21 protein-coding genes are annotated in these 24,789 nt (G+C 60.2%); 8 read left to right on the forward strand and 13 right to left on the reverse strand.

The window, feature by feature from the left end; genetic code table 11:
• Window positions 1-41: 41 nt before the first annotated feature.
• From D109_RS0109170 to D109_RS0109185, 4 genes are all read right to left on the reverse strand, one after another.
• The gene (locus D109_RS0109170) at window positions 42-2,027 is read right to left on the reverse strand and encodes an acyltransferase family protein (protein WP_017476627.1); all 1,986 of its coding nucleotides are present in this window, start codon (window positions 2,025-2,027) and stop codon (window positions 42-44) included.
• Between the two features lie 156 nt (window positions 2,028-2,183).
• Window positions 2,184-3,443: a transcription termination factor Rho gene (gene rho, locus D109_RS0109175; protein ID WP_008438874.1), complete on the reverse strand. Its 1,260-nt coding sequence runs from the start codon at window positions 3,441-3,443 to the stop codon at window positions 2,184-2,186.
• A 235-nt stretch (window positions 3,444-3,678) separates the two neighbouring features.
• Window positions 3,679-4,008, reverse strand: coding sequence for a thioredoxin TrxA (trxA, locus tag D109_RS0109180; RefSeq protein WP_003213989.1), 330 nt, complete (start codon window positions 4,006-4,008; stop codon window positions 3,679-3,681).
• Window positions 4,009-4,129: 121 nt separating this feature from the next.
• Entirely contained in the window at window positions 4,130-4,825 is a 696-nt protein-coding gene (locus D109_RS0109185) for a FadR/GntR family transcriptional regulator (protein WP_017476629.1), read from the reverse strand.
• Window positions 4,826-5,079: 254 nt separating this feature from the next.
• On the opposite strand from D109_RS0109185, the gene D109_RS0109190 reads away from it, so the two are divergent.
• Genes D109_RS0109190 through D109_RS0109205 form a run of 4 tightly spaced genes read left to right on the forward strand, consistent with a single transcriptional unit; the run spans window position 5,080 to window position 7,926 of the window.
• Complete coding sequence (locus D109_RS0109190; RefSeq protein WP_017476630.1) at window positions 5,080-5,865, forward strand: transporter substrate-binding domain-containing protein; 786 nt, start codon at window positions 5,080-5,082, stop codon at window positions 5,863-5,865.
• 21 nt (window positions 5,866-5,886) lie between these two features.
• The gene (locus D109_RS0109195) at window positions 5,887-6,555 is read left to right on the forward strand and encodes an amino acid ABC transporter permease (RefSeq protein WP_017476631.1); all 669 of its coding nucleotides are present in this window, start codon (window positions 5,887-5,889) and stop codon (window positions 6,553-6,555) included.
• On the forward strand, window positions 6,552-7,202 hold the full coding sequence (locus D109_RS0109200) for an amino acid ABC transporter permease (protein WP_017476632.1): 651 nt from the start codon (window positions 6,552-6,554) through the stop codon (window positions 7,200-7,202). The genes D109_RS0109195 and D109_RS0109200 overlap by 4 nt, the downstream gene beginning before the upstream one ends.
• Window positions 7,189-7,926 carry an amino acid ABC transporter ATP-binding protein gene (locus D109_RS0109205; RefSeq protein WP_017476633.1) on the forward strand — a complete coding sequence of 246 codons (738 nt, stop codon included), beginning with the start codon at window positions 7,189-7,191 and terminating at the stop codon, window positions 7,924-7,926. The genes D109_RS0109200 and D109_RS0109205 overlap by 14 nt, the downstream gene beginning before the upstream one ends.
• 4 nt (window positions 7,927-7,930) lie before the next feature.
• Here the strand turns inward: D109_RS0109205 and D109_RS1000000132685 are convergent, their stop codons facing one another.
• The 4 genes from D109_RS1000000132685 to D109_RS0109225 form a co-directional block, all read right to left on the reverse strand.
• Window positions 7,931-8,479 (reverse strand): hypothetical protein, encoded by a 549-nt coding sequence (locus D109_RS1000000132685; protein ID WP_081585333.1) that lies wholly within the window; start codon window positions 8,477-8,479, stop codon window positions 7,931-7,933.
• Window positions 8,451-10,949 (reverse strand): fimbria/pilus outer membrane usher protein, encoded by a 2,499-nt coding sequence (locus D109_RS0109215; RefSeq protein WP_256219484.1) that lies wholly within the window; start codon window positions 10,947-10,949, stop codon window positions 8,451-8,453. The genes D109_RS1000000132685 and D109_RS0109215 overlap by 29 nt, the downstream gene beginning before the upstream one ends.
• Before the next feature lie 6 nt (window positions 10,950-10,955).
• Window positions 10,956-11,669 (reverse strand): fimbria/pilus chaperone family protein, encoded by a 714-nt coding sequence (locus tag D109_RS0109220; protein WP_017476637.1) that lies wholly within the window; start codon window positions 11,667-11,669, stop codon window positions 10,956-10,958.
• Window positions 11,670-11,769: 100 nt separating this feature from the next.
• Window positions 11,770-12,423 (reverse strand): DUF1120 domain-containing protein, encoded by a 654-nt coding sequence (locus tag D109_RS0109225; protein ID WP_017476638.1) that lies wholly within the window; start codon window positions 12,421-12,423, stop codon window positions 11,770-11,772.
• A gap of 493 nt (window positions 12,424-12,916) precedes the next feature.
• Here D109_RS0109225 and ppx point away from each other — a divergent pair, with 493 nt between their 5' ends.
• Complete coding sequence (gene ppx / locus D109_RS0109230; protein ID WP_017476639.1) at window positions 12,917-14,419, forward strand: exopolyphosphatase; 1,503 nt, start codon at window positions 12,917-12,919, stop codon at window positions 14,417-14,419.
• Between the two features lie 186 nt (window positions 14,420-14,605).
• Here ppx and ppk1 read toward each other — a convergent pair whose 3' ends face one another.
• Window positions 14,606-16,834 carry a polyphosphate kinase 1 gene (ppk1, locus tag D109_RS0109235; RefSeq protein WP_017476640.1) on the reverse strand — a complete coding sequence of 743 codons (2,229 nt, stop codon included), beginning with the start codon at window positions 16,832-16,834 and terminating at the stop codon, window positions 14,606-14,608.
• Window positions 16,835-16,852: 18 nt separating this feature from the next.
• A complete protein-coding gene (hemB, locus tag D109_RS0109240; RefSeq protein ID WP_017476641.1) occupies window positions 16,853-17,866 on the reverse strand; it encodes a porphobilinogen synthase in 1,014 nt (337 codons plus the stop codon).
• 229 nt (window positions 17,867-18,095) lie between these two features.
• Here hemB and D109_RS0109245 point away from each other — a divergent pair, with 229 nt between their 5' ends.
• Complete coding sequence (locus tag D109_RS0109245; protein WP_017476642.1) at window positions 18,096-18,734, forward strand: DedA family protein; 639 nt, start codon at window positions 18,096-18,098, stop codon at window positions 18,732-18,734.
• On the opposite strand, the gene D109_RS0109250 is transcribed toward D109_RS0109245, so the two are convergent.
• On the reverse strand, window positions 18,715-19,950 hold the full coding sequence (locus tag D109_RS0109250) for a sterol desaturase family protein (protein ID WP_017476643.1): 1,236 nt from the start codon (window positions 19,948-19,950) through the stop codon (window positions 18,715-18,717). The genes D109_RS0109245 and D109_RS0109250 overlap by 20 nt on opposite strands.
• Before the next feature lie 115 nt (window positions 19,951-20,065).
• Between D109_RS0109250 and elbB the strand changes: the two genes are divergently transcribed.
• On the forward strand, window positions 20,066-20,731 hold the full coding sequence (gene elbB, locus D109_RS0109255) for an isoprenoid biosynthesis glyoxalase ElbB (RefSeq protein WP_017476644.1): 666 nt from the start codon (window positions 20,066-20,068) through the stop codon (window positions 20,729-20,731).
• Here the strand turns inward: elbB and D109_RS0109260 are convergent.
• The gene (locus tag D109_RS0109260; protein WP_017476645.1) at window positions 20,728-21,180 is read right to left on the reverse strand and encodes a YaiI/YqxD family protein; all 453 of its coding nucleotides are present in this window, start codon (window positions 21,178-21,180) and stop codon (window positions 20,728-20,730) included. The two genes, elbB and D109_RS0109260, sit on opposite strands and share 4 nt — an antisense overlap.
• Before the next feature lie 2 nt (window positions 21,181-21,182).
• On the reverse strand, window positions 21,183-23,078 hold the full coding sequence (locus D109_RS0109265; protein ID WP_017476646.1) for a cytochrome c/FTR1 family iron permease: 1,896 nt from the start codon (window positions 23,076-23,078) through the stop codon (window positions 21,183-21,185).
• A 307-nt stretch (window positions 23,079-23,385) separates the two neighbouring features.
• On the opposite strand from D109_RS0109265, the gene D109_RS0109270 reads away from it, so the two are divergent.
• Window positions 23,386-24,783, forward strand: coding sequence for a COG3014 family protein (locus D109_RS0109270; RefSeq protein WP_017476647.1), 1,398 nt, complete (start codon window positions 23,386-23,388; stop codon window positions 24,781-24,783).
• The last annotated feature ends 6 nt before the right edge of the window (window positions 24,784-24,789 follow it).

Here is a 24,789-nt window from a genome sequence, read left to right on the forward strand (position 1 = left end):
TCGCTGGCAGCTTATTGAGCAGCATTGCCGACGACACTGACTCAAAGAGCCGATGCCTGGGTTTCATTGCGCAAGGCCTTGAACAACGGTTCAAGGAATCCCTCGACATAGCGCGAACCCACCGCCGAGAGGTGATTGTCGTCGGTGTACAGCGACTGGCCTTCCAGTTCCACGCGGCACCAGTCATTCACACTGCACAGCTTTGGCGCCGGATCCATTACCTTTACCCCGGGATCGGCCGCCGCGATTTGCTCGAATACCTGGCTGATATAGGCCTGGCGCTGGAGGTGCTCAGCCAAGGGCATGCCTTCTTTGTCGGTGGGCCGACCGAGCATCGCCAACCGGCTGAGGCGGTAAGGCGGACTGAATTCCTGCAGCGGGACTTCCTTGACCAGCCACACCCGATGGCCGCTGGCGCGCAATTGCTGCACAAGGGCGCCCAAGCTTTCAGCGAAGCGCTGCTCGGCGAAGGCGCGGTCATAGGTTCCGGTCGACGGGTCCAGCAACGAAGCCTCGGTGTCACCATCGCGCTGCCCATAGACATACAGGCTCCAGCGCGCCACCAGCACCACGTCGCTGAAGCTTTCCTTGCTCAGCAGTTGCGTGACCTGCTGGTTAAAGGTCAAGCAGCCCGGAACGCTTTCCTTGCGATTAAACGGCAGGCAACCGGCATAACCTGCCTGGGTGACGCTGACACCGTATTTTTTCGCGCCGTCTTGCAATGCCGGAACCAGAGCCGTGGCATGGCTATCGCCCCATACCAACGCGCGTGTCGGCGCGGACTGGGGCCCGAAATGACAAAATCCATGGTGGCGATTTTTACCACCATCCACCAGGCAGGCCATAAGGTCCGGGCTCCACTCGCGCGCCTGGGCAAATTGCAGCGCCTCGGGCGACAGGCGCCAAGGCAAGCCCTTCGTCAAGACCAGGCCTTTGCCGAGCAGTCCCACCGCAACAAGCGCGATACCCGCCGCCACCAGGATTTGCTTGCGGCCTGCCAACAATTGACGCTCACGGAACGGCGCCTCGACGAATCGCCAGGATCCGTAACCCAGCAACAGGCTCAACACAAACAGCGCACCCAGCTCCCACGGCCCCAGGCCATCGACACTGGCGTACTTACCGAACACGTAGACCGGCCAATGCCACAGGTACCAGGAGTAGGAGATCAGGCCAATCCCCACCAGCACGCGGCTGCCCAGCAGCTTGCCCACCAGGGTTACTTGTTGGCCGTTGGCCCAAATCAGGCAGACCACGCCCACCACCGGCAACAGCGCTGCGGCGCCGGGAAACGGTGTGCTCGGGTCATACGCGAAGACCGCCAGCAGGATCAAGCCCAGGCCAGCCAGGCTGACGGCCTGCGCCAACGCCGGGCTTGCGCGGTATTCACGTATCGGCATGACGGCCAGCATTGCGCCCGCCAACAGTTCCCAGGCACGCATATGCAGCAGGAAAAAGGCTCTTTCCGGGGCGTGGGCCACCGCCCACGTACTCATCCCGAATGACACCAGCAACAACACAAACAGCGCCGCACGCCAGTGCTTGAGCCGGCTCGACAGCACCGTCAGCAACAGAGGGAAGAGAATGTAGAACTGTTCTTCAACCGACAATGACCAGGTATGCAGCAACGGCTTGATGTCGGAGGCCACATCAAAGTAGCCGTCCTGGCGCATGAAAAACAGGTTGGAGATAAACACCACCTGGTTATGCATCGAGCGCCCCAACTCGCTGTAATCCTTGGGTGCCAGTAGAAACCAGCCCACCAACAGCGTGCCCAGCATCATCACAAACAGTGCCGGCAGGATGCGTCGCGCTCGCCGGGCCCAGAAGCTGACAAAACTGAAGCGCCCGGCCTCACGCTCGCGCCAGATGATCGAGGTAATCAAGTAACCGGAGATCACGAAAAACACGTCGACGCCAACAAAGCCGCCGGTAAAGCCCGGTACACCAAAATGAAACAGCACAACAGCGAGAACGGCTATGGCGCGCAGGCCGTCAATGTCCCTGCGATAAGCGAGAATGGTCATAAATCTTGTTGTTAGCCTGATCAGATTGACAGCAAGCGTAGTCGCACTTGCCTTTTTGTCTCTAAACAGACACACGCCTGAGCCAAACCTCCCATTCTTGACACAAAAAAAATGGCGCCCCATGGGGCGCCATTTTTTTGGACCTGAAGCGTCGTGTTACTTACGCTTCATCGACAGGAAGAACTCGTCGTTGGTCTTGGTGGTTTTCAGCTTGTCGATCAGGAACTCGATGGCCGCCACTTCATCCATCGGGTGCAGCAGCTTGCGCAGGATCCACATGCGCTGCAGTTCGTCGTCGGCGGTCAGCAACTCTTCGCGGCGTGTGCCGGAACGGTTGATGTTGATAGCCGGGAACACTCGCTTTTCAGCGATACGGCGATCCAAAGGCAGTTCCATGTTGCCGGTACCCTTGAACTCTTCGTAGATCACTTCATCCATCTTCGAGCCGGTTTCAACCAGCGCGGTGGCGATGATGGTCAGCGAGCCGCCTTCTTCGATGTTCCGCGCGGCGCCGAAGAAACGTTTCGGTTTCTCCAGGGCGTGGGCATCGACACCACCGGTGAGTACCTTGCCGGAGCTCGGGATCACGGTGTTGTAGGCACGGGCCAGACGGGTGATGGAGTCGAGCAGGATCACCACGTCTTTCTTGTGTTCGACCAGGCGCTTGGCCTTCTCGATCACCATTTCGGCAACCTGCACGTGGCGGGTGGGTGGCTCATCGAACGTCGAGGCAACCACCTCGCCGCGCACGGTGCGCTGCATTTCGGTTACTTCTTCCGGACGCTCATCGATCAGCAACACGATCAGGTGAACTTCAGGATTGTTACGAGCGATGTTCGCTGCGATGTTCTGCAGCATGATGGTCTTACCGGCTTTCGGCGGGGCCACGATCAGGCCACGCTGGCCTTTGCCGATCGGGGCGCACAGGTCGATGACACGACCGGTCAAGTCTTCGGTGGAACCGTTACCGGCTTCCATCTTCATGCGCACAGTCGGGAACAGCGGGGTCAGGTTCTCGAAGAGAATCTTGTTTTTCGCGTTCTCGGGACGATCGTAATTGATCGTGTCGACCTTGAGCAGGGCGAAATAACGCTCGCCTTCCTTTGGAGGACGGATCTTGCCAACGATGGTGTCACCGGTGCGCAAGTTGAAGCGACGGATCTGGCTCGGCGAGACGTAGATATCGTCTGGGCCGGCGAGATAGGAAGCGTCTGCAGAGCGGAGGAAGCCGAAGCCGTCCTGGAGAATCTCCAGCACGCCATCACCGGAGATTTCCTCGCCGCTTTTCGCGTGCTTTTTCAGCAGGGAGAAAATCACGTCCTGCTTGCGCGAACGGGCCATATTTTCTATGCCCATCTGTTCGGCCAATTCGAGCAGTTCGGTAATCGGCTTTTGCTTGAGTTCAGTCAGATTCATATAGGAATGACGTAATCATTTATGGAGGGGGGGAAATTAAGCTTTTGGCTTAATGAGGCCGCGCCGCAGAGAAGGCGACAGGATCGCGTACTAATCGAAAAGGAGAGCGTCGGCGACGGCTTGCAGGGGGCAGTGGAGAAACCAGTGCGGGGCCGAATGTACCACCTGAATTTCAGAGCGTCTAGCCCTGTGTCACGAAAAAGCCCCGCAATTTGCGGGGCTTTTTTAAGGACGCTTAGATGTTGGCGTCGAGGAAAGCTTGCAGCTGGGACTTCGACAGCGCGCCGACCTTGGTGGCCTCGACGTTGCCGTTCTTGAACAGCATCAGCGTAGGGATACCACGCACACCGTGCTTGGCTGGCGTTTCCTGGTTGTCGTCGATGTTCAGCTTGGCGATGGTCAACTTGCCTTCGTAAGTGGTGGCAATGTCGTCCAGGACCGGAGCGATCATTTTGCAAGGACCGCACCACTCAGCCCAGTAGTCAACCAGCACCGGGCCCTGGGCCTTCAGTACTTCGGCCTCAAAGGTCGCGTCGGTGACGTGCTTGATAAGATCGTTGCTCATGGATGTCTCCGGGTTGTAAGCAAAAAAAACGTTGCCCATCATAGCCGCCCTTCCCGCGTTCAGGAAGCCGCAGCTGATTGACTCTTCCTATGATGGCGCATGAGTTTGGGTATAGCCCAACTCATGGCGTTACGGGAGTGATGAAGGCAATGCCTGTACGCAGCGCCGCGTTACGCACATGTTCTTGCATGCTTTTTTGCGCAGCCCCGCTGGCGCGCCGGGCCAGTGCACGGAGGATCTTGCGGTGCTCCTGCCAGGTCTCCATGGCCCGCTCCGGCCGGATGAACGGTAGCTTCTGACTCTCCAGAAACACCTCGGCACTGGCGCTGAGGATGCTCACCATCGCCTGATTACCACTGGCCAGCAGGATGCGCTGGTGGAATTCGAAGTCCAGCCGGGCCGCTGCCTCAAAGTCACCGGCCTTGAGCTCCTTGCGCATCGCCTCGACGTTATCTTCCAGGAGGTCCAGCTCATCGGTGGTCAACGTCACCGCCGCCAGCCCCGCCGCAAAGCCTTCCAGGGCGTAGCGCAGCTGAAAGATATCCAGCGGCGTCGCCTGCGCCGTAAACGGCCAGGCCAACCCAGGGAGTTCTTCGGCCGCTTGCACGAACACGCCTTTACCCGGCTGCACACTCACCACGCCCAACGCACTGAGGGACGACAAGGCTTCGCGCAATGAGGCCCGGCTCACGCCCAATTGCAGCGCCAGATCGCGCTGGGAGGGCAACGCATCGCCCGGCCCGAAGCCCTCGTCAGCGATCAGTTTGCGGATGGCCTGTAGCGCCACTTCCGGTACGGCTTGGGCGATGGAATTCATAAAAACTCAAGTTTCCAGTCAACTGAGCAGCTAGTTGTAAAGCTATTCGTGACGCCCGGCAAGCCACGCCCCAAAGGGGCTCGCAAGGTTTTTGAGGCGCTCGAAAAAGGTGCAAAAAGCCCTTCAACTGTTCAGACCAGTAAGACCGCCAGAACTCAACAGCCACCGGCCTCCCAGCTGATTAATGCGCTACTGGCATGGGCTGTGCACTGGCAAAACTCAGAAAATCCTTTCGTCCTTTTCGGAGAGTTGCCATGACCAAGCGTTGCAGCGCCCTGCTCACTGCCCTGTTTGCCAGCCTGATGCTGAGCCAGGCGCCCGCCCAGGCCAACGGTCTGGACGATATCGTCGCCCGTGGCACCCTCAAGGTGGCCGTACCTCAGGACTTCCCACCGTTCGGCTCGGTCGGCCCGGACATGAAGCCCCGCGGGTTGGACATCGACACCGCAAAACTGCTGGCCGACCAGTTGAAGGTCAAGCTTGAACTGACCCCGGTCAACAGCACCAACCGCATCCCGTTCCTCACCACCGGCAAGGTCGACCTGGTGATTTCCAGCCTGGGCAAGAACCCCGAGCGCGAGAAGGTCATCGACTTCTCCAAGGCCTACGCGCCGTTCTACCTCGCCGTGTTTGGCCCGCCAGATGCGCCGATCAGCACCGTTGACGACCTCAAGGGCAAAACCATCAGCGTGACACGCGGCGCCATCGAAGACATCGAGCTGACCGCCGTTGCGCCTAAAGAAGCGACGATCAAGCGCTTTGAAGACAACAACTCCACCATCGCCGCCTACCTCGCGGGCCAAGTGGACCTGATCGCCAGCGGCAACGTGGTGATGGTGGCCATCAGCGAACGCAACCCCAAGCGCGTGCCGGCACTGAAAGTGAAGCTCAAGGACTCCCCGGTGTACGTGGGCGTAAACAAGAACGAGCCGGCGCTGCTGGACAAGGTCAACCAGATCCTGGTCGCGGCCAAAGCCGACGGCAGCCTGGAAAAGAACGCAATGCAGTGGCTTAAAGAGCCGCTGCCGGCTGATCTCTGATCGCGGTAACGAGGGTTAGACATGGCCTATCAATTCGACTTTGTGCCGGTTCTGGCCAATACCGATCTGTTGCTGCGCGGCGCGCTGTTCACCCTTGAGCTGACCGCCATCGGTGCAGTACTGGGCGTGGCGCTGGGAATCGTCGGCGCCGTGGTGCGGGCGTGGAAGATCCAGCCGTTCAGCTGGATCTTCGGGGTGTACGTCGAGTTGATCCGCAACACGCCATTCCTGGTGCAGTTGTTTTTCATCTTCTTCGGCCTGCCGTCCCTCGGACTGAGAATTACCGAATGGCAAGCGGCGGTGCTGGCGATGGTGATCAACCTGGGGGCGTACTCCACGGAGATCATCCGCGCCGGGGTCCAGGCGATCCCGCGTGGGCAACTGGAAGCCGCGGCCGCGCTGGCAATGACGCGTTTCGAGGCGTTCCGCCACGTGGTGTTATTGCCCGCACTGGGCAAGGTCTGGCCGGCCCTGAGCAGCCAGATCATCATCGTGATGCTCGGCTCGGCGGTCTGTTCGCAGATCGCCACCGAGGAGCTGAGCTTTGCCGCCAACTTTATCCAGTCGCGCAACTTCCGTGCGTTTGAAACCTACGCACTGACCACCCTGGTCTACCTGTGCATGGCGCTGATGATCCGCCAATTGCTGAACTGGATCGGCCGGCGCTATGTGATGAGGAATGCCCGATGAGTGATTTTTCCTTCTGGGACATCGTGCGCAACCTGCTCACGGGCTTGCAGTGGACGCTGCTGCTGTCGATGGTGGCGTTTATCGGCGGCGGCGTGATCGGCTTGCTGGTGATGACGATGCGCATCAGCACCAAGGCTTTCCCGCGCAACGTTGCCCGTACCTATATCGAGCTGTTCCAGGGCACGCCGCTGTTGATGCAGCTGTTCCTGGTGTTCTTCGGCATTGCCTTGCTCGGCGTGGACATTTCGCCCTGGCTGGCGGCGGCGATTGCCTTGACCCTGTTCACCAGCGCCTATCTGGCCGAGATCTGGCGTGGCTGCGTCGACTCCATCGCCCACGGGCAATGGGAGGCGTCCGCGAGCCTGGCCCTCAACCCGTTTGAGCAACTGCGCTACGTGATCCTGCCCCAAGCCCTGCGCATTGCCGTGGCGCCGACCGTGGGCTTCTCGGTGCAAGTGGTCAAAGGCACCGCCGTGACCTCGATCATCGGCTTCACCGAGCTGACCAAAACCGGCGGCATGCTCGCCAACGCAACCTTCGAGCCCTTCATGGTCTACGGCCTGGTGGCGCTCGGTTACTTCCTGCTTTGCTACCCCTTGTCCCTCAGTGCGCGCTACCTGGAAAGGAGACTGCATGCCTCTGCTTAGAATTTCCGCCCTGCATAAATATTACGGCGATCACCATGTACTCAAGGGCATCGACCTGACGGTCGAAGAAGGCCAGGTGGTGGCGATCATCGGCCGCAGCGGCTCGGGTAAATCCACCTTGCTGCGCACCCTCAATGGCCTGGAGTCGATCAATGACGGGGTGATTGAAGTCGACGGCGAATACCTCGACGCCGCCCGCGCCGACCTGCGCACCTTGCGGCAGAAAGTCGGCATGGTGTTCCAGCAGTTCAACCTGTTCCCGCACCTGACGGTGGGTGAAAACGTCATGCTCGCGCCACAAGTGGTGCAGAAAGTACCGAAGGCCAAGGCCGCGCAACTGGCGCGGCAGATGCTGGAACGGGTCGGACTGGGGGAGAAGTTCGATGCTTTCCCCGATCGGTTATCCGGCGGCCAGCAGCAGCGCGTGGCCATCGCCCGGGCGCTGGCCATGTCACCCAAGGTGTTGCTGTGCGATGAAATCACCTCGGCACTGGACCCGGAACTGGTCAACGAAGTGCTCAGTGTTGTGCGCCAACTGGCCAAGGATGGCATGACGCTGATCATGGTCACCCATGAGATGCGCTTTGCCCGGGAAGTGGGTGACAAACTGGTGTTCATGCACCATGGCAAGGTGCATGAAGTGGGCGATCCGAAAATCCTGTTTGCCAACCCGCAGACCGCCGAGCTGGCCAACTTTATTGGCTCGACAGAGGCCCCGGGCTGAACCGTCAACCAGCAGGCACCAGCTCAAAACGCCCGCCGCCCTCCAACACGGTCTTATCGCGAACGGCGGTGGCCGTATTGAAGAGATAAGTGTCGACCTGCACCTGAGCCGAAAACACGCGACCCACGGCGGGCAGCCCCGCAGCCAACACCACCATGGCCTGGTCCGGCAGCAATTGGCTGCTTCGCTCGGCCCGATGATGCAACGGGGCCAAGTCGACGGGCCTGCCGTCGAGCACCGGCTGTTGGAGGCTGAGGTTGAAATACCCCTGGTGGCCAAACCTGAAGCCTTGGCCCACAGCGGGTACGCCTCGAAAACGCATGGCGATGACCGTGTCTTGCGGGCACACCACATTCAAATGCAGCGTGCGCTTACCAAAAAGTACGCCTTGGGCAGCAACCTGCCCACCATGGCGTAACACGCCAAGATCAACCTCTGGCCGGCTCAACGACAGACGACATTCTGCGGCATGGACCTCCCCCGCCATCAACAGGCCGGATAACAGCGCGCCTGCAGCGCCTACCTTAACGGCAGGTCGCCGACGCGGTTTCATAGGGTCGCTCATCATAGGATTGCTCCGCCAGGTCGAGTTGGAGTGTGCACGAAGCCCCGCTTGGCGATGACACCGTAAGGGTTTGCGCGCTATCGATATTGCTCAGGAAAATCATGCCGCCTGCGACTACGTTGGTCAGGAATGCATTACCTGCACCCAGCACCGATGCCCCCTGGGCCAGAGGCTCGCCAGCTGTATCCGTGGCCCTCAGCAGCACCCGTCGAACTTTCACCACCTCGAAGTCGACCTTGCTGAATGAACCTCGCCCGGCCTCCAGCACTTTCGTACCGTTCTTGATATCCACCTGCCGCGGCAAGGACTTGCCTTCGATCTCAAGCTGGCTGACTTGATAGGCCGGCAGCCCGGGAAGCACCGCCATGCCCCAGCGGTCAGTCCACACTGGCCCTTGGGGGGTACTGATGCGGGCCCCAGCAATATCTCCGGCCGAGGCGACGCCGAACGTGTCCTCGACCCGGTAAGGCGTAAACGTCACGCCTCGATCATGGGCCACCACGGCGCCCTGCAATTGCCCGCTATAGCGTGTGCTGGAGGCGTCCCGGTCAACGCCCGCACCCACCTGGGCATAACGCGACAACGTATTAACCCAACCGCCCACGGCCTGCTCACGATCGCCCCTCAAGTCTCTCTCGCCACGAAGCTCATAGTTCAGGGTCTCATCCACACGTTCGGTATACGTCGTACCCATACTGGATCGACGGCCCTGGTGCCTTGCAAAAGAACTGAGGGACCGCTCGCGGCCCAACGGCACGGTGACCTGCAAGCGAACCCCGACGCCATCGTTGTCACCCCTGGTTTTACCCGACGAGCCTACTTGCGAGTCCACGGTCACTCCAACGTTGGCGTAACTGAAGTCCTTGTTCCATGAGCCATAGACATTCTGGGTGCTCCGGCTGTTGAAATGAGTCGCCCGGGAATAGCCCGCCGAAAACGCACCGACCTGCGCAGCAGCCCAACTGACGCCTGCCGTGTACTGGTTTTTAAAACGTGCGACGTCGTTCTCACCGGCGACAGTACGCACGGTGTCGAGCACTTCACGGTAACCGGGTGTCTGGGTGGTGGCACTCAGCGAAACCTGAACGTTGCCCGGCAACATGCCCCCCAGGGAAACGCTGTTGCGCATGCCCTGAAGCTTTTTTTTACGGTCCCGGGCCAGGTTGTTACGCAGCCCCAGGGAGAAGCGTTCGCCAAAGCTGCTGTCCAACGCCAGGCCCACCGAGTTGTAGCTATCGGTGCCCTGCACGCCGGAGCTTAAGGTGCTGTTCTTGCCTAATGCCCAAGTTCCACTGGCCATTCCGAGCAAAGGCTCTTTGGCGCCACTACGGTCCACATCACGTACCTTGCCCAACCCTGCCGTATAACCCGTCTTGACCGGTACTGTCGCGCGAAACGACGCCGCCGGTACCACGAAGCTGCGTTGCCCACCTCGTGTTTCGATGACACTGACCTGAAGGTCACTCGTGCCATTGAGCAAAGGTAAATTGTTCAATGAAAATGGGCCTTCGGGCACTACCGTGGTGTAGATCAGGGCGCCTGATTGACGCACTTCAACCCGTGATTGGCTGAGGGCTATGCCCTCGACCACGACGCCACCGCCGCTCGAACCGCTCGCGACCCCGTCGGGAAACAACTGCGCCCCCAACAATTGCACACCGCCAAATACCGGGCTGGTACCGGATATCTGCCCCAATTGGAGCGTAGAAGCCAACGGCCCCCAATCACGTTGCGCGTAAGCAAACAGATGCTCGGTGGTGGAGCGCCCATCGGTGGAGATGTACAGTTGGCGACTACGTGCAATCCAGTCTCCGAAGTTGAACCCTACCTCTGTCGACGCGGAGAAATAACGGTTGGTGTCCTCCCGCGAATGGCTATTGCTGCCCTGCAGGTCGTAGTTGAGCATCCCTGCGGTACCGCCCCGGACATAGTGGCCAGACCCGCGTTGCAGTTCGCGCAACGCCTGGGTAGGCACAACCAGGAATACTTCCTCGCTTCCCGGACGCAACGTTGCGACCGTATTGGGATACTCAGAGAGAAAGTCATGGCAAGCCTGGTCAACCGCTGCGTCTTTGTTCAGTACCCGGGAAGGGACTTGCAAGCCCGCTCGGTCGAGCAAACCACGGGTGAAACACAACTCGCCTTCATGATTGAAACGCACATCCGCCAGCCCGATCCGGTCACCATTCACCGTCAGCCCGACAACGCGCACGCCTTCGGTGAAACGCGCCGCGCTGCGGAAATAACGAGCGACGCCAGGGTCAATGCCGCGAGCCTGTAAGGTCGCCAGGTCGAACCCCAGCAACTGGGTGCCGGGCTGAGCAGCGTAAACCTGCTCAGTCATCCCCGATAGGATCGCCGCACACACCAGGCCATTACGCCTGAATCGCTCATCGTCACGCTTGGTTTTAGAGCGCTTTTTACTGACTGCACCGGGAATTCTTTTGACTTTTCTCATGACCGGTCAAGGCGCATTGGCGAGGAGTAATGCGTCGTAGCTGTCGACGGTAAATCCATAGATGGTGGCCGGCTCGAGGGTCACTGAAGTGGCGTCCGGTACGGCCTTCTTCAGGTCAACCCTCAACACTTCGCCGGGCAAGATGTAGGCACGCGGAAGGCTGGCTTGAATTTTTTTCGGATTGACCTTCACTTCAGTGCCCAGTCGGACCACATAAGGACTGTCGTTGCGCACGATCAAAGTGCTGGCCTGCAGTTGCCAGGTCAGTAGCTCCCAGGGTGCTTCATTTCTAGGCAAGCCTTTGGGGTGCAGGATCAAGGGCAAATTCTGCCGAAGGCTGATACCGATCGTCGCACCCGAACCGGGCCGCGTCTGAGGGACGCCCTCGAAAGATACCCGCTTCAAACGCTGAGTCTTGAGCGGTTCCTTGCCAATTGCCAGGAACCTGACCATCTGCTGCTCTCCTGCATCGACTCGCGCAACAGGCGGCGTTATAAGTACCAACGGCTCAAGGTCTTCAGGAATATCTTCGATCGTCGAATGAAGTAAGGCGGGGCCTGTATCGGTATTGGTTACGTTGATGCTGACTTCGCCCTCCGCCTCGTTCAGCACAATAACGGTTGTCTCTGGACGCATACCGTCTGCCCATACATCAGCAGCAAACACCAGATTCAAACAAACATACAAAGGCGCAAGAACTTTGAATCTCAACTGAGTCATTGACCAACCTTCCTATTACCTCAAGATTACAAACCAGTCGACGCAGGTTTGGGGAAGTCACTTACTGCCCTAACCTGCATCGACCCAATTCAAAGGATTCTTAGAGGTAACGCAGTTCCAAGGTCGCCTGACCATCAAGAGTGATTTGACTCGTCATATCAAGCTCAGAAGTTTTATTGATAACTGCCTGAATTTCCAGATTCCCGGTCAGTGTGTTGAGTTGGATTGGGGTATTGGTGCCAACGTACCATGCAGCAATATTCGCGCCTTGCCCCAAAGCCGGTCCGCCCTGCACCCAACTTGTCCCATTATTGATACTGGTAAGAACGTTTACCGCCTGGCCATCAGCGACAGAATTACGCAGATGCACAACGTAACCGCCTATTCTCTGCGCTCTTGCGGTAGAGCCCAAGCCGTAGTTGTAGATATCGGTGTAAGGCGCGCCGAACTGATTGACCATCAGATTCGGGATACGGCTGCTGGCACGGTTATCCACGGCCTTGATTCCAACCCTGGTCTTTACAGTGCTACCGCACCTGATTGCATAAGGCGTGATCTTGGTGGGCAACTTGGTATAGTTGGTGGGGCTCAAACTACTCGGATTGATAGTCCCGTAATCAATAACAGAGTTGGTGATTGTGAAACTGCAACTGCTGGGCGCGATGGTGCCCTTGACACGAAGATCGGCGGCTTGCGCGCTCAGACCTGTAACAGCCAAGAACATGCCCACCAATACAGCAACATTTTTCTTCATAAGATATTTACCCTTCAATGAGAGATATGGCTAATTACAAATGGCCAGAAACGATCATTGCCCCTCATCCACGCGGGCAAATTCATACTGCACGACGTTCTGATCCATAAATAAATACCGCCACGGCACAAATGCCGAGTCGAAGTATCGGCATATCAATTCCACAATAAAGTCGGGGAAAATTTCAATCTTCGTATGAACCGTCAGCTCTATTACCTTGAACCTTCCGGCGCCATTGTGCGAGCGCGCGTAAAAACGCTCAGGATGGATATAAAACCTTGTAGGAACTATCAGTTACCCCAGTAAGTGTTGGGTTGCACAAATATGGATTACATCACCTGTTAACTCAGTAATACGTGATGAGTGGACATTTCCTACAACATCGACTCGCCGATCTCATGCCGGTTTTGGGAAAATTACTCTGGCACTACGCGTTGGCGTCAGCGGTTGATCGTGGCACGATGGCGAGGTTATCGACCGAGATCCCTTAACCATGCCGCAATCCCAAGCCAAGAATCTGTCCCTGATCGCCGCCATCGACCTGGGCTCCAACAGCTTTCACATGGTCGTGGCCAAGGCCCAGAACGGCGAAATCCGCATCCTTGAGCGGCTCGGCGAGAAAGTGCAACTGGCTGCCGGGATCGACGACGAGCGTCAGCTCAATGAAGAATCCATGCAGCGCGGGCTCGATTGCCTGAAGCGCTTCGCCCAACTGATCAACGGCATGCCCCCGGGCGCCGTGCGGATCGTCGGCACCAACGCCCTGCGCGAAGCCCGCAACCGCGGCGAATTCATCCGCCGTGCCGAGGACATTCTCGGCCACCCCGTAGAAGTCATCTCCGGCCGTGAGGAAGCGCGCCTGATCTACCTCGGCGTGTCCCACACCCTGGCCGACACCCCGGGCAAGCGCCTGGTGGCCGACATCGGCGGCGGCAGTACCGAGTTCATCATTGGCCAACGGTTCGAACCGCTGCTGCGCGAAAGCCTGCAGATGGGTTGCGTGAGCTACACCCAACGCTATTTCAAGGACGGCAAGATCACCCCGGCGCGCTACGCCCAGGCGTATACGGCGGCGCGGCTGGAGATCATGAGCATCGAGCACGCCCTGCACCGCCTGACCTGGGATGAGGCCATCGGCTCGTCCGGTACCATCCGCGCCATCGGCCTGGCCCTCAAGGCCGGCGGCCACGGCACTGGCGAGGTCAATGCCGAGGGCCTGGCCTGGCTCAAGCGCAAACTGTTCAAGCTGGGGGATGCCGAGAAGATCGACTTCGACGGCATCAAGCCTGACCGCCGCACGATTTTCCCGGCGGGCCTGGCGATCCTCGAAGCGATTTTCGACGCCCTCGAGCTGCAACGCATGGACCACTGCGACGGCGCCCTGCGTGAAGGCGTGCTGTACGACCTGCTGGGCCGTCATCACCACGAAGACGTGCGTGAGCGCACCCTCAGCTCGTTGATGGAGCGTTACCACGTCGACCTGGAGCAAGCCGCTCGGGTTGAACGCAAGGCGCTCCATGCTTTCGATCAGGTCGCCGCGGATTGGGACCTGGAAGACGGCGTCTGGCGTGAACTGCTGGGCTGGGCGGCCAAGGTCCATGAAGTGGGGCTGGACATCGCCCACTACCATTACCACAAGCACGGCGCCTACTTGATCGAGCACTCGGACCTGGCGGGTTTCTCCCGCGAAGACCAACAAATGCTCGCCCTGCTGGTACGCGGCCACCGGCGCAATATTCCGAAAGACAAGTTTGCCGAGTTCGGTGACGAAGGCATCAAACTGATTCGTCTGTGCGCGCTGTTGCGTTTTGCGATCCTGTTCCACCACATCCGTGGTACCCAGGAAATGCCACAAGTGGTCCTGCGCGCCAATGCCGACAGCCTGGATGTGGTGTTCCCGAAAAACTGGCTGGATGAAAACCAGCTGACCCAGGCGGATTTCGCCCAGGAAGCCGAGTGGCTGACGCGGGTTGGGTTCACGCTGAACGTGCGCTGATAGGGGTGAGTGACGCGGAGCGTCACAGGATGTAATCCCACGCAGAGCGTGGGAACAATCTAACGCCACAAAACAAATGTGGGAGCGGGCTTGCTCGCGAAGGCGGAGTGTCAGTCAACAGATTCATCGACTGATCCACCGCCTTCGCGAGCAAGCCCGCTCCCACATTTTTGACCGCGTAGGCTTTTAGTTCACCGTCAGAATCGGGCTGCCCAGCTTCTCCAGCAATGTCGCCTGGGCGCTGCGCGGGTTCTGGTTGCCGGTCGGGGTGTTGCGCACGTAGCGCCCGTCCGACTGCAGGCTCCAGCTGTGGGTGTTATCGGTGAGGTAACTCTCCAGCTCCTTCTTGACCCGCATGATCAGCTTCTTGCCTTCCACCGGGAAGCAAGTCTCCACACGTTTGTCGAGGTTACGCTCCATCCAGTCGGCACTGGAGAGGAACATCTGCTCCTCGCCGCCATTGAGGAAGTAGAACACCCGTGTGTGCTCCAGGAAGCGCCCGATTATCGAACGCACGTGGATGTTATGGGAGACCCCGGCGATGCCCGGACGCAGGCAGCACATGCCACGCACCACCAGGTCGATACGTACGCCCGACTGGCTGGCCTTGTACAACGCACGGATGATCTTCGGATCGGTCAGCGAGTTGAACTTGGCGATGATGTGCGCCGGCTTGCCTTCGAGGGCGAACTGGGTCTCGCGGGCAATCATGTCGAGCATGCCCTTCTTCAGGGTAAACGGCGCGTGCAGCAGCTTCTTCATGCGCAGCGTCTTGCCCATGCCGATCAACTGGCTGAACAGTTTGCCAACGTCTTCACACAAGGCGTCATCGGAGGTCAGCAGGCTGTAGTCGGTGTAGAGCTTGGCGTTGCCGGCGTGGTAGTTGCCGGTGCCCAAGTGGGCGTAACGCACGATCTCGCCGGCTTCACGGCGCAGGATCAGCATCATCTTGGCGTGGGTCTTGAAGCCGACCACGCCGTAGATCACCACCGCACCGGCCGCTTGCAGGCGGCTGGCCAGTTGCAGGTTGGATTCTTCGTCGAACCGCGCCCGCAGTTCGATCACCGCCGTCACTTCCTTGCCGTTACGCGCGGCGTCTACCAGCGCATCGACGATTTCGGAGTTGGCGCCGGAACGGTACAGGGTTTGGCGTACAGCCAATACATGCGGGTCCTTGGCAGCCTGACGCAGCAGGTCGACCACCGGCGTGAAGGACTCGAACGGGTGCAGCAGCAAGATGTCCTGCTTGCTCACCACGCTGAAGATGTTCTCGCTGTTCTGCAGCAGTTTCGGGATCTGCGGAGTGAACGGCGTGTATTGCAGCTCCGGGTGGCTGTCCAGGCCTGTAATGCTGAACAGGCGCGTCAGGTTCACCGGGCCATTGACCTGATACAGCTCGGTCTCGCTCAGGTTGAACTGCTTGAGCAGGTAGTCGGACAGGTGTTTCGGGCAGGTGTCTGCCACTTCCAGACGTACCGCATCACCGTAGCGACGGGAGAACAGCTCTCCGCGCAGTGCGCGGGCCAAGTCTTCGACGTCTTCGGAGTCCAGCGCCAGGTCGGCGTTACGGGTCAGGCGGAACTGGTAGCAGCCCTTCACCTTCATGCCCTGGAACAGGTCATCGGCGTGGGCGTGGATCATCGACGAAAGGAATACATAGTTATCGCCAGCGCCCCCCACCTCTTCCGGTAACTTGATGATCCGTGGCAGCAAGCGCGGTGCCGGGATAATCGCCAAGCCGGAATCGCGACCGAAGGCGTCGATACCTTCCAGCTCGACGATGAAGTTCAGGCTCTTGTTCACCAACAACGGGAACGGGTGCGTCGGGTCGAGACCGATCGGGGTGATGATCGGCGAGATTTCGTCGCGGAAGTAGCGGCGCACCCAGGTCTTGATCTTGGTGGTCCAGTGACGACGCCGGATAAAGCGGACGTGATGCTTTTCCAGTTCAGGCAGCAGGATGTCATTGAGGATCGCGTATTGGCGGTCCACATGGCCGTGCACCAGCTCGCTGATACGGGCCAGGGCCTGATGCGGTTGCAGGCCATCGGCGCCGGCTTGTTCACGGGCGAAGGTGATCTGCTTCTTGAGGCCGGCGACACGAATCTCGAAGAACTCGTCCAGGTTGCTGGAGAAGATCAACAGGAACTTCAGCCGCTCCAGCAACGGGTAGGACTCATCCAGTGCCTGTTCCAGCACCCGGATGTTGAATTGCAGTTGTGACAGCTCGCGATGGATGTACAGGCTGCTGTCATCCAGATTGGTGATCGCAACCACCGGCGCCGGTGCGGCAGCTGGCGTTTCGACCACCACGGCAGGCGGTGCCGGCTCCAGCTCCGGCGGGGTCTCGGTGGCTTGTTCGACCACCGGGTGAGCGTCTTTTACGGCAACTTCTGTGAGTCCTTCGGTATTCATCGAGTGTTCCTGTGAGGGCTAGTGTTGCTCTCTAAGCAATTGGGCGGCGCGGGCGGCGAAGTAAGTCAGGATGCCATCAGCACCCGCGCGTTTAAAGGCAGTCAGGGATTCAAGGATCACCCCTTCACTCAACCAACCATTCTGGATCGCGGCCATGTGCATGGCGTATTCACCGCTGACCTGATAGACAAAGGTCGGCACCTTGAATTCCTCTTTGACCCGATAAAGGATGTCGAGGTACGGCATCCCGGGCTTGACCATGACCATGTCGGCACCTTCAGCCAAGTCCGCCGCCACTTCGTGCAGGGCTTCGTGGCTGTTGGCCGGGTCCATCTGGTACGAGGCCTTGTTGGCCTTGCCCAGGTTCAGCGCCGAGCCCACCGCATCGCGGAACGGGCCGTAATAGGCGCTGGCGTACTTGGCCGAGTAAGCCATGATGCGCACGTTGACGTGGCCGGCCAGCTCCAGGGCTTCGCGAATCGCCTGGATGCGACCGTCCATCATGTCCGACGGTGCCACCACCTGGGCACCGGCTGCAGCGTGGGACAAGGCCTGCTTGACCAGCGCATCAACGGTGATGTCGTTCTGAACATAGCCTTCTTCGTCGAGAATGCCATCCTGCCCGTGGGTGGTGAACGGGTCCAGCGCCACGTCGGTGATCACTCCCAGTTCCGGAAAGCGCTCACGCAAGGCGCGGGTGGCGCGCTGGGCAATACCGTCCGGGTTCCAGGCTTCGGCGGCGTCCAGGGACTTGAGTTCAGACGGCGTGACCGGGAACAGCGCTAGCGCCGGAATCCCCAGGTCAACCCAATTCGCGGCCTCTTCGAGCAGCAAATCAATGGTCAAGCGCTCCACACCCGGCATCGACGCCACCGCTTCCCGACGATTTTCACCGTCCAGCACAAACACCGGCAGGATCAGATCATTCACCGTCAGGACGTTTTCACGCACCAGGCGACGGGAAAAATCATCACGGCGGTTGCGACGCAAACGGGTGGCGGGAAACAGACGGTTGGCGGGGGTAAAGCTCACGGCAGACTCCTGAGCCCGGGTTGACGGGCGAGCGTGACAGTTATAAGCGGCCATTATGACGAAGGAATTACAGTTGTGGTTACCTCATCCACCGTAAGGCAACAGGCATGTGACCTGTAGTCGCATTCGTCGTTTATGTAGGAATTGTTCACTTCGTGACACATCTCGATACTTTCATGAATGTCCACGAAGGCGTAGGCTGCGCGTTCATTTCGCCAGCACCCAGACCATGCTTCAACAATTTCTGCATGACTTCGGCTACTTTGCGCTGTTCCTAGGCACCTTCTTCGAAGGCGAAACCATCTTGGTTCTCGCAGGCTTCCTGGCGTTCCGTGGATACATGGATATCAACCTGGTGGTGGTCGTTGCCTTTTTCGGCAGCTACGCCGGCGACCAGCTGTGGTACTTCCTGGGGCGCAAGCACGGCCGCAAACTGCTGGCGCGCAAGCCGCGCTGGCAACTGCTGGGCGACAAGGCCCTGGAGCATATCCGCAAGCACCCGGACATCTGGGTGCTGAGCTTCCGTTTTGTCTACGGTTTGCGCACGGTGATGCCGGTGGCCATTGGTTTGTCGGGCTACCCGCCGGGCCGCTACCTGTTGCTGAACGGGATTGGCGCCGCCGTGTGGGCCGCTGCGTTGGGGGCTGCGGCTTACCATTTCGGCGCGGTACTGGAAGGCATGCTGGGCAGCGTCAAGAAATACGAGCTGTGGGTGCTGGGCGCACTGCTGGTGCTGGGCCTGGGCTTGTGGATCCGCCGGCGCATCAAGAACGCCCGCCTGACCCGCGAAGCCTGCGCCGCAGAAAAGGTTCGCCTGGCCGCAGGCGAACCTGAAAAAGCCGAAAAGCCTACGACGCCAGTCGAGTAAGCCGGTCTCTGCAACAGTAGAGGCCGATGCCGCTGAGCAAGCTGTAACTGACCAGGCCCAGCCAGCCCAACGAGCTGGCCGGCCACAGCCCCACCAGCGGCGCCAGCCACACCAGCGGCACATTCAGTGCCAGGCGCACCAGCTCAGCCTTCAGCGCCCACGGGCGATTCTCCAGCGCCACCCCCAGGGTGAACAACCCCAACGCCATCGCGCTCCAGCCCAACACCAGGGCGGCGGTCGGCAAGCCCTCGCCGAAATTCATCAGGTAGCTGCCAAAACCCACGTACGCGGCAAACTGCAGCGCGATGTAAAGCTGTTGGCGCCCGTCCAGCGGCACCTCGAATTTGCGGAACTGGCTCAAGTCGGGCTTGGCCATCGGGTACTTCGCCGCCACGTCCGCCGGGCGCCAGCCGGTGCGCATGAACCAGATCCGCAGCTTGTCCCACCCACTTTCGGTACGCCGTGCATCGCTCCACAACTGCGCATAAAACTGCAGGTTGGCCCACAACGGGTTCCAACTGGCCAAGGGTGTGGTCACGCCAAAGATCACGGGCTCGTTATCGTCTTCTTCCTGGAAGGAGCCGAACAGGCGGTCCCAAATAATGAACACCCCGCCGTAGTTGCGATCCATGTAGAGAGCGTTCTGTGCATGGTGGGCCCGATGATTGGATGGCGTGACGAAGAACCACTCGTACCAGCCGAGCTTCGGCACATGGCGCGTGTGCACCCAGAATTGATACAGCAGGTTGAGGGACGCCACGCTGATAAACACCACCAGCGGCACGCCGAGGATGGCCAGCGGCAAGTAGAAAATCCAGCTCAGCAGAAAGCCGGTGCTGGTCTGGCGCAAGGCGGTGCTGAGGTTGTAGTCCTCGCTCTGGTGATGCACCGAGTGCGCGGCCCACAGGATGTTGCGCTCATGGCCCATGCGGTGCAGCCAGTAGTAGCAGAAGTCATAGAAGACAAAGGCAAACACCCAGGTCCAGACGCTCTGGGCCGACAGCTCGATGATTGCCAGATGCTTGAGGGCGAAGGCATAGGTGAGGATGCCCACGCCTTTGGTCAGCAGCCCGGTGGTGGTGGACAACACACCGGTGCTGAGGCTGTTGATGGCGTCGGCCACCCGGTAGTTGCGTTGGCCGCGCCGGTAGTCGGCCAGCAGCTCGACCACGATCAAGGCAATGAAAAACGGTACCGCGTAAGGGACGAAGTCCATGGGCAAGTCCGGTCAATTATTGTTACATCTAGAGTAGGTGTAGCGGCTGGATATCCCATTGGCAATGAGTGACAAATGAGTAGACATTTAACGCCATGAATCAGGAGAAATGCCCATGAGCAAAAAGATTGCAGTGATCCTTTCCGGCTGTGGCGTGTACGACGGGGCTGAGGTTCATGAGAGCGTGATCACCCTGCTGCGCCTGGACCAGCGCGGCGCCGAGGTGCAGTGTTTTGCGCCGAACATTGCCCAACTGCACGTGATCAATCACCTCACGGGCGAAGAAATGCCTGAGTCGCGCAATGTGCTGGTGGAGTCGGCGCGCATTGCCCGTGGCGAGGTGAAGGACATTCGTGAGGCCAACGCCGAGGATTTCGACGCGCTGATCGTGCCCGGTGGGTTTGGCGCGGCGAAGAACCTGTCGAACTTTGCCGTGGAAGGCGCCGGGTGCAGCGTCAACCCGCAGGTGCTGGAACTGGCCGAGGCGTTTGCCGAAGCAGGCAAGCCCGTCGGCCTGATCTGCATCTCGCCGGCCCTGGCGGCGAAGATCTATGGCCCCGGCGTGACGTGCACCATCGGTAACGATGCCGACACCGCAGCCGCCATGGACAAGATGGGCGCCACCCACCAGGAGTGCGCGGTAGACGACATCGTCGAAGACAAGGCGCGCAAGCTGGTGAGCACCCCGGCCTACATGCTGGGCAAGCGCATCAGTGAAGTGGCTTCAGGCATCAACAAGCTGGTGGACCGAGTGCTGGAACTGACCCACCAGAACGATTAAGCCTTCATCAATCGGGTCAGGATCCGATCCAGTGAGTTGGCAAACGCCTGCTTATCCTTGTCCCCATGGGGTGGCGGGCCACCGCCCATCTGCCCCTGCTCCCGCAGATCGGTGAAGAGGTTACGCACCGCCAGCCGCTCGCTCATGTTCTGCGGGCTGAACTCCTTGCCTCGCGGGTCCAGCGCCGCCACGCCGTTCTTCACCAGACGGTCGGCCAGCGGCACATCGCTGCAGATCACCAGTTCGCCGGGCACCGCGTGTTCCACCAGGTAGTCATCGGCCGCATCCGGGCCGCTGGGCACCACAATCAGCTTCACACACGAGAAGCTCGGCTTGATCTGGCTCTGCCCGGCCACCAGCACCACCTCGAACTGGCGCTTGAGGGCGAACTTCACCACCTGGTCCTTGGCCGCACGCGGGCAGGCGTCTGCATCGATCCACACGCGCATGGTTACGCCACCACCCGGCGCTTTTCAGCCAGCCGGCTGCGGCCGTACAGCACCACAATCGCCAGGATCGCCACGGCCTGGGCACTCAGGGAATAAGCGTCGGCGTGAATGCCCAGCCAGTCGAAGTCAAAGAACGCCACCGGCCGGGTGCCGAAGATCCCGGCTTCCTGCAACGCCTTGATGCCATGCCCGGCGAACACCACCGACAGCGCACAGAGCAGCGCGGCGTTGATGCCGAAGAACAGCGCCAGCGGCAGTTTCGCCGAGCCCCGCAGAATCACCCAGGCCAGGCCCACCAACAGCACCAGCGCCGTGGCGCCACCGGCCAATACCGCGTTGTGCCCGGCGGGGCCTGCCTGCAACCACAGGGTTTCATAGAACAGGATCACTTCGAACAGTTCGCGGTACACCGAGAAGAACGCCAGCATCGCAAAGCCGAAACGCCCGCCACCGCCCACCAGGCTGCTCTTGATGTAGTCCTGCCAGGCGGCCGCGTGGCGGCGGTCGTGCATCCACACCCCGAGCCACAGCACCATCACACTGGCAAACAGCGCCGTGCAGCCTTCCAGCAGCTCGCGCTGGGCGCCGCTGACATCAATCACATACGCCGCCAACGCCCAAGTGGCCAAGCCGGCCAACAGCGCCAGGCCCCAGCCGACGTTGACGCTGCGCACCGCCGATTGCTGGCCGGTGTTACGCAGGAACGCGAGGATCGCCGCCAACACCAGGATCGCTTCCAGGCCCTCGCGCAGCAGGATCAGCAAACCGGAGATGTAACTCAGGGACCAGCTCAAGCCATCGCTGCCCAACAGGCCGGCCGACTCGGTGAGCTTACCCTTGGCCACGTCCAGGCGCTGCTGCACTTGCTCGATCGGCAACCCGTCCTGCAAGGACTGCCGGTAGGCCATCAAGGCCTTTTCGGTGTCCTTGCGCACGTTGGCGTCGACGTTGTCGAGTGAGCTTTCAACCAGCTCGAAACCTTCCAGGTACGCCGCTACCGACAGGTCGTAGGCCTGCTCGTGTTCGCCATTGCGGAAGGCGGCGAGGCTTTTGTCGAGGGTGGCGGCGGTGTAATCGAGCAACTGCGCCGGGCCACGCTTGACCTGCGGCGGCTGGGCGCGCTGGGCACGGAACGTCGCGACAGCGTCCGGGCCTTCGGCGGCTAGCACTTCGTTGGGGGTCTGGCGCGCAAGGTCGGCGAGGTTGAAGGACTTTTCGATTTTCGCTGCAGCCGGATCGGCGGTGAAGCCGGCAATGTAGGTGGCCAGGTCCCAGCGCTGGCGGTCGTCCAGTTGATCGGCGAAAGACGGCATGTCGGTGCCTTCGACGCCCAGCCCAAGGGTGTTGTAGATCGCGTAGAGGCTCAAGCGGTCGAGGCGTGCAGCGTCCCGCAGATTGGCGGGCGGTGGGGTCATGCCAACGCCTGCGGGGCCATCGCCGGCACCCGTGGCACCGTGGCAGACCGAGCAATTCTGGGCGTACAGCGGTGCACCACGCGTCGGGTCGGGCGTAATGGCCGGGGCCTGGCTGACTTCATAGGCCACCGCCAGCTTGGCGCCCAATTGCCGGGCCTGGTGCGCAACCACCGCGCCGTCCTGATGGGCCGTTACGGCGGCCAGCAGTTCATCCACGCCTTTTATCAACTCGGCGCGCTCGGGCTTTTCCGGCAGTTCGGCCACCAGGCCTTGCAGGACCCCGAGAAACTCCACCTGTTCGCGGTATTCCGAATCATCGATGACCTTGCCCGCCTCCACCGTCGGCGGGTAGTCCGCGCCGATGTAGTCCAGTAAATGCAGCGCTTGGGGGGCGCCCTCGGCCGTTGCGGCCAGCACGTTGAAACTGCACGACATCAACGCCGGAAGCACCAGCCAGGCAAGAAAACGGAAGGGCGCAATCATGAATGAATCTCAAATGGAAATACGAAGTAACACATTGTCAAACCTTACGGGTTTTGACTCAAGGTGTTAGTGATCAGGGGTTGGGATTACTCAGGTGCGGATGCTGGCACCCTCACTGGAAATAGGATCCAAAAGGCCATTGTTTTGCCAGTAATGCAGCTTATAATGCCGCGCCTTCGTTATTGCGAAATGGCATTTTAGCTCCTCTTTTTATGAGGAATTGGCAGGATCGCGACGCCTTCCTGCCATTGGTGATTCGGCCCGACCAGCACATTCGGCCGATTACGTTCAGGGAAGAAGCTCCTCGATGGCATCTCGCGCCTTTACCTCGCTCGCGCTCGCAGCAGTCACCTTGCTGTCCGGTTGTTCGATGTTTCGCAGCTACGACACCGAGCTGCAAGCCACCAATCAGCAGTTGGCCACCGGCAATGTCGACGGCGCGCTGACCCTGCTTGAGAAGAACAACACCGGCGACGACAAGGACCTTCTCTACTACTTCGAAAAGGGCGAGTTGTTGCGGGCCAAGGGCGACCTGACCGGCAGCCAGACCGCCTGGCGCAGTGCCGACCTGCAAGTCTACAAGTGGGAAGAGTCGGTCAAGTTCGACACCGACAAGTACCTCGCGCAGTTCGGTGCCTTCCTGGTCAATGACAAGGTCCGCCGCTACGAAGGCTACGACTACGAAAAAGTCATGCTCACCACCCAGATGGCCCTGAACCTGCTGGCGCTGAATGACTTCGACGGTGCCCGCACCGAAATCAAGAAAACCCACGAACGCGAGGCGGTGATCGCCGACCTGCGGGACAAGGAATACCTCAAGAGCGAGAACGAAGCCGAGCGTCAGGGCATCAACACCCAGTTCAAGGACCTGCGCGGCTACCCGGTGGAAAGCCTCGACGCCCCGGAAGTGGTCGGCCTGAAAAACAGCTACCAGAGCGCGTTCAGCCATTACCTCGCCGGCTTCGTCTACGAAGCCCTGGGCGAAAAAGACCTGGCCGCACCGGGTTATCGCAAGGCTGCCGAGCTGCGCCCCAACACCCCACTGCTGGAACAGGCCCTGCTCAACCTGGACAAGTCCAAAGTCGGCGCCGACGAGACCGACGTGCTGATCGTGGTGCAAAGCGGCCTGGCACCGGCTCGCGACTCGATTCGCCTGCCGTTGCCGATCCCCATCGACGGCCACCTGGTGATCACCCCGCTGTCGTTCCCGGTGATCAAGCCCGACACCTCCACCGCGACCTTCGCACAGATCGGTGTCGACGGTCAGCAGCAGAACCTCACGGCCCTCAACAGCACCACCGTCATGTCCCGCCGCGCCCTGCGGGATGACATGCCGGGCATCATCCTGCGCACCACCGTGCGCGCCGTCACTCGCGGCATCACCCAGAACAACCTGAACAAGACCAACCCGATGGCGGGCCTGGTACTCGGCATCGCCTCGGCCGTCACCGAAGGCGCCGACACCCGCACCTGGCGCACCTTGCCGGACATGACCCAGGTGACACGCCTGCGCCTCAAGCACGGCGAGCATCAAGTCAGCCTGCCCAACGCCCTGGGCGGCACGCTGGTAACGGTCAAGGCCGACCAGCGCTACCAGGTGATCACCCTACGCGTGGTCGGCAACCAGGTATTCGCCGGCGGTCTCGCGGCCCACGTGGTGCAGAACAATCCGCCCCAGGCCGTCGCCACTCTCAAACAACCTTAAGGAGCA

This window comes from Pseudomonas sp. PAMC 26793 (genome assembly GCF_000313235.1).
Classification (GTDB): Bacteria; Pseudomonadota; Gammaproteobacteria; order Pseudomonadales; family Pseudomonadaceae; genus Aquipseudomonas; species Aquipseudomonas yamanorum.